The organism is Sandarakinorhabdus sp. (genome assembly GCF_031430775.1).
Lineage (GTDB): Bacteria > Pseudomonadota > Alphaproteobacteria > Sphingomonadales > Sphingomonadaceae > Sandarakinorhabdus.
In genome coordinates, this window is sequence record NZ_JANPCD010000076.1 from 1 (window position 1) to 12,189 (window position 12,189).

Consider the following 12,189-nt stretch of genomic DNA (forward strand, 5'->3'; position numbering starts at 1 on the left):
ATCAACCGCTCCGACACCATCCTGCGCGGCTGGGAACCGGCGCTGGCCGACCGTCTGCTGACCATCTCGATGGCCAAGGGCATAAATTTCCGTCTCAACTGCCGGCTTGAACGGCTTGAAAAACTTGACGACGGCATTCGCGTGCATTTCACCGACGGCAAGACACTGGACACCGATGTCTTCCTCTGGGCCGTGGGCCGCAGCCCCAACATCGAAGGGCTTGGCCTTGAGGCTGCCGGCATCGCGCTGACGCCCGGCGGCGCCATCGCCGTCGATGCCGACAGCCAGACCAATGTACCGCACATCCATGCCGTGGGCGATGTCACCGACCGCATCCAGCTGACGCCCATCGCCATCCGCGAAGGCCATGCATTGGCCGACCGGCTGTTCGGCACGCGGCAATGGCGCGTCGATCACAGCCAGGTGCCCAGCGCGGTGTTTTCCAACCCGCCATTGGGCAGCGTCGGCCTGACCGAGGCGCAGGCGCGCAACACTTACGGCCAGGTGCGAGTGTTCACATCGGATTTTCGGCCGATGAAGAACGTGCTCGCCGGCCGCAATGAACGCGCGCTCTATAAACTCATCGTCGATGCCGCATCGGACAAGGTTGTGGGCGCCCATATGATCGGCCCGGATGCGCCGGAAATCCTGCAAGCCGTCGCCATCGCCGTGCGCGCCGGCCTGACCAAGGAACAGTTCGACGATACCGTGGCGCTGCATCCGACCATGAGCGAGGAACTGGTGCTGATGCGCTGATGCTTGCATCGCAGCGTCAAACGCCGCAAGGAACGCCCCGTCATGACCAAAAACTGGACCCCCGATAGCTGGCGCGGCTTTGAGGCACGCCAGCTTCCGCAATATCCCGATGCGGCGGCATTAGCCGCCGTCGAGCAGGAACTGCGCTCCTACCCGCCGCTGGTGTTTGCCGGCGAGGCGCGCGACCTCATCACCAGCCTGGCGGACGTGGAGGCCGGCAAGTCGTTCCTGCTGCAAGGCGGCGACTGCGCCGAAAGCTTTGCCGAATTTCACCCGAACACCATCCGCGATACCTTCCGCGTGCTGCTGCAAATGGCGGTGGTGCTGACATTCGGCTCCAAGATGCCGGTGATCAAGGTCGGCCGCATGGCAGGCCAGTTCGCCAAGCCCCGTTCAGGCGATTTCGAGGAAATCGACGGCGTTTCGCTTCCCAGCTACCGGGGCGACAACGTCAACGACATCGAGTTCACGCCCGAAGCACGCACCCCCAACCCGCAGCGCATGATGCGCGGTTACCTGCAATCGGCCGCGACGCTCAATCTGCTGCGCGCCTTTGCCAGTGGCGGCTATGCCAATCTGCACCAGGTCCACAAATGGAACCTGGATTTCACCGGGCGTTCCTTGTGGTCCGACCAGTATCGCACGCTGGCCGACCGTATCGGCGAAGCGCTGGATTTCATGGAAGCCTGCGGGATTTCGCCCGAAACCGTGCCGCAGCTTAAAGGCACCAGCTTTTACACCAGCCATGAGGCGCTGCTGCTCGGCTACGAACAGGCGATGACGCGGCAGGATTCGCTGACCGGCGACTGGTACGACACATCGGCGCATATGTTGTGGATCGGCGACCGCACGCGCTTTGCAGGCTCGGCCCATGTCGAATTCCTGCGCGGCGTCGGCAATCCGCTTGGCCTGAAATGCGGCCCGACGACCGAGCCCGACGACCTTTTGCGCCTGATCGACATCCTCAACCCCGGCAATGTGCCCGGCAAGCTCACGCTCATCACACGCTTTGGCCATGACAAGGTGGAAGCGCATCTGCCGCGCCTGATCCGTGCCATCAAACGCGAAGGCAAGCGCGTCATCTGGTCATGCGATCCGATGCACGGCAACACCATCAAGGCAGTCGGCGGTCTCAAGACCCGGCCATTCGACCAGATACTGACCGAGGTGAAGGCGGTGTTTGCCGTGCACCGCGCCGAAGGTAGCCATGCCGGCGGCATCCATCTGGAAATGACCGGGCAGGATGTCACCGAATGCACCGGCGGCGCCATCGCCATTTCCGACGCTGGCCTGTCCGACCGTTATCAGACACAGTGCGATCCGCGCCTGAATGCCAGCCAAGCGCTGGAAATGGCGTTTCTGATTGCCGAGGCACTCAAGGGCGAGCGCGAAGCCCTCAAGGCGGCGCAAGCCGCCTGAGAAACAGGTGCAACAGGCGGCGCGGGGCCGCCTGAGAAACAGGCGCAACAGGCGGCGCAGGGCCGCCCAAACTTGGCGAGAGCGCGAGGCGGCGCGGGCTACCAGCGCAACAGGCGGGGCAACAGCCCCCAGCCGACCAGCGCCAGCAGCGCCATCGACCCGCCGTACCAGACAACGACATAAAGCGGGTCGTTGTGCGGGCAGGACAGCACAAAGGCCAGGCCGCCCGCCGCCGCCGCTGCCAGCCCGGCCGACAGCCCGGTACGCGCCAGCAGCGTCGGCGCACTCCGCCCCGCCAGCCAACCGACCAACACCAGCATCGGCAGCCCGGCCGTCAGCGTCTCCAGGACACAGCCCAGCCCCTCCGCCGGCATCAACCGCGCTGCAAGGTCGCCGCGACCTGCCGCATCGATCAGCCAGCCGCTCAGCAGCAGCGTGATCACCAGGCCAGCAAGACTGGCCCTGAAACGCGGCAGGCGACCCGCGGGGTACAGACCCATCACCAGCGCAGCGCCCGATAGCAGGAAAATCGCCAACAGTCCGGCCAGTTTCCACCAGAATGCCATGTCATGCGCCGCCAGCGGCATGTCGGGGCGCATGCCCAGCATCAGCACGACCAGTAGCAATTCCACTGCGCCAAAGCCCAGCAGCAGCAGCATGTCGCGCCGCCGCGACCGCGCGGAAACCGGTTTCAGGTCGCCGACAAGCGTATCGATGAACGGGTCACTGGCCATCCTGGCCTCCTTCGACCATGGCGGACAGGCGTCCCAGTCCGCGATGAATATTGACTTTGACAAGGCTGGGCGATTGGCCGCTGATCGACGCGGCTTCCTCGATGGAAAATCCCTGCAACTTCACCAGCCGAATCGCCTGCGCCTGCGCTGGTTTCAGCCGTTCCAGCAATGCCGTCAGCAGGGTCGCCGACATCACGGCAGCGCCATGGTCCGGCACGCCGTGGACATCGTTCAGTTCGCTTTCCGGCGCCCGGCCCATGGCGCGCAGCCGGTCGATCCAGCGATAGCGCGCAATCGCGGCCGCCCAGGGCAGGAATGGCCGGCCCGGTTCGAATGTGTGGCGCTTTGTGTGGATGGCCATCAGCACGTCCTGCACCGTGTCCTCGACCTGCGCAGGTGGCAGCCGCCGGCCAAGGAAGCGTACCAACCACGGGCGCAAAGCGGCAAGCAACTGGCGATAGGCAGCCGCATCGCCGCGCTGCGCCGCTGCCATCCACTCACCCCAAGGATCACCGTCGGCCAAATGCCAGATCCCTTCAAAGCCGCGCCAGACAGGGGTATCCCATCAGCCGCGCGCTGCCGCAAGGATGGGTCCACCCTTGCCCGACTGGACAATGGCCGCCGTCACCAGCCCAGCCGAAGGCGCCGCTGGCAGGACAAAGCGCACGGGCCTGCCGTTCCAACGGCCCAATTTGACCAGTTGCTTGACAATATTGCGGTGCGGCAACGTGCGGCCGCCATTTTCCCCGGCGCGGATCGGCACATTTTCGGACCTTGGGTCATAACGGACCAGCCAGACATCGCCGGTCCCTTTGCCCATGGCGACGGCAATCTCTCTGGACGTCACCTGAAGCTGCGGCGCGCCGGCCGCCGGCCGGGAGGCGGCAATCGCATCGCCGAACTCGCGTGCATCGCGGCCCACGACCGTCTTTCGGCCTCCCACATACACTTGCGGCGTCCAGACCTGGTCTCGGCCCTGGGCGCGGGCATAGTCCCATTGCCGCTGGGTAAATTGCGGCTTGGCAAAGCTGTCCTTCCAGCCAAGCTGGTCCCAATAGGTGACACTAAACGACAGCGGCAGCAGATCGGCACGATCGGCCACGGCATTCAGATTGGCATTGGCCGGCGGGCATGATGAGCAGCCCTGGCTCTGGTATAGCTCAACAACCACCAGAGGGGCGCTGGCCCATGCCGGTGCATTGGTCAGCAGCAACGCCGTCAGCAGGGGGAACAAACACTTCATGGCAGGCGTCCTTGCGAACTGTCTTGATGCCGGGAATACGCCGTCCGCATCATGCAGGTTACAAGCACCCTCTTCATTGCCACAGATGCGCACCGCCGAAGGCAGGCGCAGTCAAGTGCATCCAGAACCAAAGGTGCCGCAATGACCTATCCCCTGCCCAATGCCGCCCATGACCTGTCCGGACAGGTCGCGCTTGTTACCGGTGCATCATCGGGCCTTGGCGCCCGCTTTGCGCGGGTGCTCGCCGCTGCCGGTGCCCATGTCGCAGTCTGTGCGCGCCGCACCGACAAGCTGGACGCGCTGGTCGCAGACATTGCCGCTGCCGGCGGTACGGCGCAGGCCTTTGTGCTGGACGTTGCCGACCAGGACCAGTGCCTGACCATAATCGACAAGGTCGAAGCCGCACTCGGCCCCGTGACCATCCTCGTGAACAACGCCGGCATCCCCGATGCCCAGCGCGCCCATAAGATGACCCCCGAACTGGTCAATCAAGTGCTGGCGGTGAATTTCACCGGGCCATGGCTGTTGTCCACGGCGCTTGGCGCAAGGCGCATCGCCGATGGCAGGCCGGCGCGCATCGTCAACATCGCCTCGATGGCCGCCTATGAATATCAAGGGCATGGCGCGGCGCTGTATTCCACCACCAAGGCTGCCGTGGTGCGGATGACCGAGGCGCTGGCGGTCGAATGGGCGCGTTATCCGATCAACGTCAACGCTATCGCGCCGGGTGCCTTTTCATCGGAAATGATGGACGGCATGCTGGCGCGCATGGGCGACATCAGCCAGTCGTTCCGCCGCAAACGGCTGGGCGATCCGGCACAGATGGACTCGACCTTGCTCTATCTCGTCTCGCCAGCATCGGACGCGGTCACGGGCACTGTCATCAAGATCGATGATGGCCAAGGTAACAGGTAGGGGCCTGCAATGATTTATGAAACCATCACAATAGACCGCCAGGGCGCCGTCGAATGGCTGACGCTGAACCGTCCCGAAGCGCTGAACAGCATCAACTTGCAGATGGTGCATGATCTTGGCGACTATTTCGGCCGCAAGTTCAACGATGGCGACACGCGCATCATCGTCATGCGCGGCGCCGGCAAGGCCTATTGCGCCGGGCTGGATATCAAGGCGCAAGGCCGCGAAACGGCCCCGTTCGGCGGCGGCTTCGGATTTCAGGGCTATCTTGCCGATGTCTATGTCCGCATGCGCCGCTGCCCGCAGCCGATCATCAGCCTGATCCATGGCCCCGCCTGCGGTGGCGGGCTGGCGTTCGCACTGGCCAGCGATATCCGCATTGCCGGCGAAACTGCGCGGTTGAACGCCGCCTTCATCAAACTGGGCCTGTCATCCTGCGACATGGGCGTCAGCTACTTCCTGCCCCGCATCGTCGGGGCATCCGTGGCGGCCGAACTGATGATGACGGGGCGGTTCATCCATGCGCCGAGGGCGCTCGCCACCGGACTGGTCAGCGAAGTTGTCCCCGATGACCAGTTGGCGGCCGCGGTTCAACCCTATCTTGAGGAGATGCTGGCGGCTTCGCCCATCGGGCTGCGCATGACCAAGGAAGGACTGGCCATGGCGATCGACGCCTCCAGCCTTGAAGCGGCCATGGCCATCGAAAATCGCAACCAGTTGATGTGCGCAGCATCGGAGGATTTTCGCGAAGGGCTGCGCGCTTTCCTGGAAAAACGCCCGCCGGTCTGGAGCGGCCGCTGAGCAAGCAGTCGCACCGCGTGGAAACACTCTGGCCGGACTATTCGGGAAGCTGATTCGGCAGCCGGGCCGCTAGGCCGATCGGGTCATTGGCCGACAGGCGCTGCCAGCGCTCCGTCGCATAGGCCGTGCAGAACCGGCGCTCGCCCAAATCGGGCGAGATTCGCTGCTGGCTGGCAGGGCGTCCGCTGCGGACGGTGCCGGCGGCGAAGTCCGCAACAATCCGCACTGGGCCTTTGCGGGTTTCGACCACGCCGCACAGGCCAAGGCGGCCTTCGCTGTCCACCCCCATGATCGGCGCGAGAATGGCGCCATCGCCGATGCCGGCGCGGGCCACCAGATCACCGGCGATCGTCAAGGCGCGGCGTTCCGGCGCAGCATCATCGGCGCAACCGGACAGGCATGACAGGATCAGCAGGGAAGCAAGGCCAAAGCGCATCATGGAGCCGGCATAATGCGCGCCGCGCCTGCCCGCCGCGTGGCGCAAAGTCACATCCAGCCGGCTCAGCCAGACATCTCCGCCAGCATTTCGCCCATCATCTGGTGGACCAACTGGATGGCCTTGAGCGGCCGCACCATCACCTTGAAATGCGTGATCTGGCCATCGTCATTCCAGGTGATCATGTCGATGCCATTGACCTTGATCCCGCGCACGACATTCTCGAACTCGATGATCGCCGAATTGTTACCCAGCCACTCGCCAGTGTAGGCAAACCCTGGCCCGCCCAGCACCTTGTCGGCGCTGGCCAGATATTTGAACACGATGTCCCTGCCCCTTTGCTGCGTGTGGACAACCGGGCTTTCGAACACCGCATCCGGATGCAACATTTCCCACAGCGTCTTGTGGTCTGGCGCCGCCACATAGGCATGCCAACGGGCCAGATTGGCATCAGACGAAGACAGTTCATCAGGCATGGGCGACACTCCGGACCGTGTTGCCGCACATTAGCGCGAAACACCGGGCATTGGCCCCTGCTGCTTGCGGGAGGGGCACCGCACCGGCGTTATTCGGCCGCCTCTGATCGAAATGCTGTCCCGCCCGGAAGTTCCGCCACATCGCCGGCACCGCGCCGGACACGCAGCCGCGCCGACAGGCCTTCGATGCCGAGATACACAACCGGCGTGATGAACAAAGTCAGCACCTGGCTGATGACCAGGCCGCCAAGCACGGCGATACCCAAAGGCTGGCGCAATTCGGCGCCCGCGCCAACGCCGAGCGCCAGCGGCGCCGCGCCTGCCATGGCGGCAAAAGTCGTCATCATGATCGGCCGGAAGCGTTTCTCGGCAGCTTCGCGGATGGCGTGCACGGGAGTCCAGCCATGCTTGCGCTGCCCGGCAAGTGCGAAATCGATCATCATGATGGCGTTCTTCTTGACGATACCGATGAGCAACACGACACCGATGATGCCGATGACATCCAGCGGCATGCCAAACAGCCACAAGAACGCCACCGCACCAATGCCGGCCGCCGGCAGGCCGGACAGGATGGTCAGCGGATGTGCGAAGCTTTCGTACAGAACGCCCAACACGATATAGATGACGATGATTGCTGCCAGGAACAGGATCGGCATCGAACTGGTCGATGCTTCGAATTGCTGGGCATTGCCGCCAAGCGCACCGTTGATGCTCGCAGGCTTGCCCAGTTCTTCGGACGCCTGCTCGATCAGCGGCTTGGCCTGCGAAAGTGCCAGGCTCTTTGCAAGGTTGAACGACAGTGTCACGGCCGGCAACTGGCTCTGATGCGACACCACTGTCGGTGCGCCGCGAATAGTCACGCTGGTCACGGCCGATAGCGGCACCAGATTGCCCGACCGGTCGTTGCTGCCATTGCCGCGCACCAGCAGGCGCCCGATACCATCAGGGGTCATCTGCTCCGACGGGCTGATTTCCATGATGACCTGATAGTCTTCGGCATCGGTATAGATGGTCGAGATCTGCTGGTTGCCATAGGCGGCATAGATCGTCTCGCGGATGGTCTGCACGGGCACGCCCAGCCGGGCAGCGGCATCGCGGTCGATTTCGACAAAGGCCTCGCGCGCGCCTTTTTGATAGTCGGTGGACACATCCTCGAAGCCGGGGACAGTGCGCAACTTCGCCTCCAGCCGAGGTGCGAAATCATACAGCACGTCCTTGTCGACCGCAGACAATGTGTACTGGTAGTTGGTGGAACTGGGCCGGCCGCCGAACTGCAAATTCTGCGGGGCATTGGGATAGACCGCAAAACCCGGAATGCCCGACAATTTCTTGCGCAACCGGGCCTGCACGACATCGATGTCATCGCGCTCGGCGCGTGGTTTCAGCGGTGCGAACATGCGGCCACGACTGGCCCCCTCACCGCCCACAATCGAGTTCACCCGCTCTACCGCCGGGTCGGCGAGCAGGATCTTCGCGGCCTGATCCTGCTTTGCCAGCATGGCGGAATAGGTGATATCGGGTGCCGATTCCGTCCCGATGAAGATCAGTCCGGTATCCTCGGTCGGGAAAAAGCCCTTTGGTACCGAAACAAAGCCCCAGATCGCGACAAACACCGATGCCACCGTCAAAAAGCCGATGGTGCGCCGGTGTTGCAACGTCCAGTCGAATGCCGCCATGTAACGCCGCGTCAGCCGGGCAAAGGCTCTGGTGGACATCTGCGCGACCCGGCTGTGCTCATGCTCGCCGGATTTCAGAATTCGCGCCGCGATCATCGGTATCAGCGTCAGCGACAACACGGCCGACACCGCGATTGCGATGGTCATGGTGACAGCAAATTCAAAAAACAATCGCCCGATGATGCCGCCCATGAACAACAGCGGGATGAACACCGCCACCAGGCTGACCGAGATGGACAGGACCGTGAAACTGATTTCATTGGCGCCGGTCACTGCCGCGCTGCGCGGCGCTTCGCCGTTCTCGACGTGACTGACGATGTTCTCCAGCACGACAATGGCATCATCGACGACAAAGCCGGTCGCCAGCGTCAGGGCCAACAGCGACAGATTGTCGAGGTTGAAGCCGAACATGTACATGCCGGCAAAGGTGCCGATGGCCGCCACCGGCAACACGACTGCGGGGATGGCCGTGGCGCGCGCATCGCCAAGCACCAGATAGATGACCAAAATGACCAGCAGCGCCGTGCCAAGCAGCGTGAACTGCGCATCGAATACGGAATCGCGCACGGATTCCGAACGGTCGACGATTTCGGTGATGTCGACAGACGTCGGCATGGCTTCGCTGACACTGGGCAATACCTTGCGCACGGCATCGACCAGCTTGACGACATTGGCACCCGGCTGGCGGTTGACAGCAACTGTCAGCGACGGCTCCCCATTGTATTTTGCCTGACCGCGCAGGTTTTCATAACTGCTGAACACCGAGGCAATATCGCCGAGCCGGACAGGCTGCCCGCCGCGCGTCGATATGATGATGTCGGCAAATTCTTCCGGACGTTCGAGATTGCCACTGGCCTCAAGGGTATAGGTCCGGTCGCCGCCGGTAATGGCGCCGACGGCCGCGTTGCTGTTGGCGGCGGCCACGGCGGCACGCACATCCTGCACGGTCAGCCCGCGCGCCGCCAGCGCCTCCGGCGTGAACTGGATACGGATGGCATACCGGCGGCTGCCATAGGTCTGCACCTGGCCGGCACCCGGCAAGGTCGAAATGCGCGGCACCATCAGGGTGTCGACAAGCGTCTGCAGCTCATTCATCGGGCGCATCTTGTCGCGTACCGAGAATATGATCACCGCCTGGTCAGCCGGGTTCAGCTTGCTGAAGCTGGGCGGGTTCGGCATCTCGCGCGGCAGGCGGCGCTGCACCGCCGACAAGGCAGACTGCACATCCAGCGCGGCGGCGTCGATATCGCGGTCAAGGCTGAACTGGATGGTGATCTGGGTCGAGCCTGTGGATGACGACGAAATCACCTGGTCGATGCCGGAAATCGTCGACAATTGCCGCTCGATAGGCGTGGCCACGGATGTCGCCATGGTCGACGGATTGGCGCCCGGCAGGCTGGCCTGGATCTGGATCGTCGGCAGATCGACCTCGGGCAGCGCCGATACCGGCAGCTGGCGATAACCGAACAGCCCGGCAAACAGGATCGCAAAGGTCAGCAGCACAGTCGCCACCGGCCGCTCGACAAAGATGCGAACGAGGCTCATCCGCCTTTGCCTTGCGCAGGCGCCGAAGCAGCAGCAGTCACCGGCGCACGGCCTGGTCCATCTTTCAGGCGGACCTTGTCACCTTCCTTGATCCGCAGCAGCGTGTCGGTGATGATTTTTTCGCCGGGGCTGACACCGCTGGCCAGATAGACCTTGCCAGCGAGGCGCCCGGCGATGGCAACAGGCCGCATGGCGACCTCGCCGCCCTTGCCCACTGTCCAGACAAAGGGCGTGTCACGTCCGGTCTGCACCGCCGATTCCGGCAGCGCGACATGCGGCATGGCCTGGCCGAGCGGCAATTCGACATTCAGGATCGCGCCGGGCCAGAGCTGGTCGGAGCCATTGGCGAATTCGGCCTTGGCCGCAACGGCGCCGTTGCCGGCGTCGACATTGTTGTCGAGGAACACCAGCCGCCCGGTGGCCAGCACGGCACCGGCGCCCGGCGCTGTCCCCTGCTTGCGAACCGTGACCGAGGCGGCATTGCCGCGCAGCGCCGCACGCGCGGCCATGATCTGCTGCGCCGGCACCAGGAAGCGCACATCGATAGGCGAGATCTGGTTGATGGTGACCAGCGGCGCTGCATCGGCGGCGCGAACAACGGCGCCAAGCCGAAAGCCGATTTCACCGGTGCGTCCAGATACCGGCGCCGACACACTCAGGAAACTGAGCTGGGTTTCGGCGACACGCAATTGTGCGGCCGCCGCAGCAACCGCAGCGTCAGCGGCATCGGCCAGAGCGCGGCGCTGGTCCAAAATGGCCTGCGAAATGAAACCCTTGCCGACCAGTGCCTTGGCGCGTTCGAAATCACCCTTCGCCTGCACCAGCGTCGCCCGCGCACTCGCCAGATTCGCCCGCGCCTGGGCTGTGCCGGCGCGCGCCTGCCGATCATCAAGCCGGAACAACGGCTGGCCGGCGCGAACGAAATCGCCCTCCCGAAACAGCACGGCCATGATCTCACCATCCGCGCGGGTACGCACGGCCACGGTCTGGCGCGGCGTTACCGTGCCCAGAGCCAGCAAGGTCGGCGCAAAGGATTCCGTGGCGGCCGACATGGCAGCCACCAGCATGGGCGGCCGCTTGCCGCCGGGGCCACCTGCCTTGCCGTCACTGCCGTCGCCGCATGCGGCCAGCGCTGCAATGGCAGCAATGCCCAGACCAGCCCTGATGAAATAGCCATTGGCCATGATGTATATTCTAACCTTCATTGGCCGCGCCGGATACCGGCAGGCCGTTCATTCCCGAGGCGCATGGAACTGCCTGGACCGGCGAGGAACACGTCATTGGCACGCACTCCCGCCGCCAGCCCAATCAGGCCTTCAGCCGCCAGCCGGAGCGCAACACGCGCCAGCAAACAAACCATAGCACGACGTTTACGACCAAAAGGGTCAAAATCCCCTGCGGCAAAAGACCATCGGATACGCCGATGAACCCGCTGCGGAAGCCGTCGATGATATAAAAGAACGGATTGAGATGGCTGATCGTCGCCATCAGCGGGCTGACCCGGTCGATGGCGTAGAATGTGCCGGACAGCAGCGTCAGCGGCTGGATGACAAAATTGGTCGCAGCGGCCGCATGATCGAACTTGTCGGCCCAGATCCCCGTCAGCACCCCCAGCAACGCCAGCATCACCGAGCCCATGGTGCCAAAATACAGCACCAGCAGCGGGTTCCTGATCGGCACATCGACGCCGGGCGCAACCGCCATCACCAGCCAGACCGCAATCCCGACCAGCCAGGCGCGAGTCAATGCGCCGGCAACATAGGCAAACACCAGCTCGCCAGCCGATAATGGCGGCATCAGCACATCGATGATCGATCCCTGCACCTTGGCGACCAGAATCGACGAGGACGAATTGGCAAAGGCGTTCTGGATCATGCCCATGACAATCAGGCCCGGCCCTAGAAAATCGGCATAGCGCACGCCCAGCACTTCGCCGCGGCTGCCGCCCAGCGCCAGGCTGAAAATCACCAGAAACATCAAGGTCGTGATGGCCGGCGCCCAGACAGTCTGGAGCTGCACCTTGAAAAAGCGGCGCACCTCCTTCAAATAAAGGGTACGCAGCCCCTGCCAGTTGACCGACGGAATGACGATGACTCCGGGCTCTGGGTGCGGCGGAAGCGGGTTGTTATCGGCGGGCATCATGCTAGTGGCTTAGGCGACGGGCGGGCCAAAGCCAAGGCGGGCCGCA

12 protein-coding genes are annotated in these 12,189 nt (G+C 63.8%); 4 read left to right on the forward strand and 8 right to left on the reverse strand.

The window, feature by feature from the left end; genetic code table 11:
* Both RMQ73_RS04215 and RMQ73_RS04220 read left to right on the forward strand, forming a co-directional pair.
* Positions 1–756 (forward strand): FAD-dependent oxidoreductase (locus RMQ73_RS04215; RefSeq protein WP_310496801.1); only part of this gene is annotated, 756 nt, incomplete at its 5' end.
* Positions 757–798: 42 nt separating this feature from the next.
* Positions 799–2,175 (forward strand): class II 3-deoxy-7-phosphoheptulonate synthase, encoded by a 1,377-nt coding sequence (locus RMQ73_RS04220; protein ID WP_310496803.1) that lies wholly within the window; start codon positions 799–801, stop codon positions 2,173–2,175.
* 98 nt (positions 2,176–2,273) lie between these two features.
* Here RMQ73_RS04220 and RMQ73_RS04225 read toward each other — a convergent pair whose 3' ends face one another.
* Genes RMQ73_RS04225 through RMQ73_RS04235 form a run of 3 tightly spaced genes read right to left on the reverse strand, consistent with a single transcriptional unit; the run spans position 2,274 to position 4,152 of the window.
* Positions 2,274–2,909: a DUF1109 domain-containing protein gene (locus tag RMQ73_RS04225; RefSeq protein WP_310496804.1), complete on the reverse strand. Its 636-nt coding sequence runs from the start codon at positions 2,907–2,909 to the stop codon at positions 2,274–2,276.
* The gene (locus tag RMQ73_RS04230; protein ID WP_310496806.1) at positions 2,899–3,432 is read right to left on the reverse strand and encodes a sigma-70 family RNA polymerase sigma factor; all 534 of its coding nucleotides are present in this window, start codon (positions 3,430–3,432) and stop codon (positions 2,899–2,901) included. The genes RMQ73_RS04225 and RMQ73_RS04230 overlap by 11 nt, the downstream gene beginning before the upstream one ends.
* 42 nt (positions 3,433–3,474) lie before the next feature.
* Entirely contained in the window at positions 3,475–4,152 is a 678-nt protein-coding gene (locus tag RMQ73_RS04235) for a DUF1223 domain-containing protein (RefSeq protein ID WP_310496807.1), read from the reverse strand.
* A 141-nt stretch (positions 4,153–4,293) separates the two neighbouring features.
* On the opposite strand from RMQ73_RS04235, the gene RMQ73_RS04240 reads away from it, so the two are divergent.
* Together RMQ73_RS04240 and RMQ73_RS04245 are read left to right on the forward strand one after the other, a co-directional pair.
* Complete coding sequence (locus RMQ73_RS04240) at positions 4,294–5,067, forward strand: SDR family NAD(P)-dependent oxidoreductase (RefSeq protein WP_310496808.1); 774 nt, start codon at positions 4,294–4,296, stop codon at positions 5,065–5,067.
* A gap of 9 nt (positions 5,068–5,076) precedes the next feature.
* Entirely contained in the window at positions 5,077–5,868 is a 792-nt protein-coding gene (locus RMQ73_RS04245; RefSeq protein ID WP_310496809.1) for an enoyl-CoA hydratase-related protein, read from the forward strand.
* A gap of 37 nt (positions 5,869–5,905) precedes the next feature.
* Here RMQ73_RS04245 and RMQ73_RS04250 read toward each other — a convergent pair whose 3' ends face one another.
* The 5 genes from RMQ73_RS04250 to RMQ73_RS04270 all read right to left on the reverse strand — a co-directional run bounded on the left by RMQ73_RS04250 (position 5,906) and on the right by RMQ73_RS04270 (position 12,143).
* Positions 5,906–6,358: a hypothetical protein gene (locus RMQ73_RS04250; protein WP_310496810.1), complete on the reverse strand. Its 453-nt coding sequence runs from the start codon at positions 6,356–6,358 to the stop codon at positions 5,906–5,908.
* An 11-nt stretch (positions 6,359–6,369) separates the two neighbouring features.
* Positions 6,370–6,780, reverse strand: coding sequence for a nuclear transport factor 2 family protein (locus RMQ73_RS04255; RefSeq protein WP_310496811.1), 411 nt, complete (start codon positions 6,778–6,780; stop codon positions 6,370–6,372).
* A gap of 89 nt (positions 6,781–6,869) precedes the next feature.
* Entirely contained in the window at positions 6,870–10,001 is a 3,132-nt protein-coding gene (locus RMQ73_RS04260; protein WP_310496812.1) for an efflux RND transporter permease subunit, read from the reverse strand.
* Positions 9,998–11,206, reverse strand: a complete 1,209-nt coding sequence (locus RMQ73_RS04265) for an efflux RND transporter periplasmic adaptor subunit (protein WP_310496813.1) — start codon at positions 11,204–11,206, stop codon at positions 9,998–10,000. The genes RMQ73_RS04260 and RMQ73_RS04265 overlap by 4 nt, the downstream gene beginning before the upstream one ends.
* Positions 11,207–11,309: 103 nt before the next feature.
* Positions 11,310–12,143: an ABC transporter permease gene (locus RMQ73_RS04270; protein WP_310496814.1), complete on the reverse strand. Its 834-nt coding sequence runs from the start codon at positions 12,141–12,143 to the stop codon at positions 11,310–11,312.
* Between the last annotated feature and the right edge of the window lie 46 nt (positions 12,144–12,189).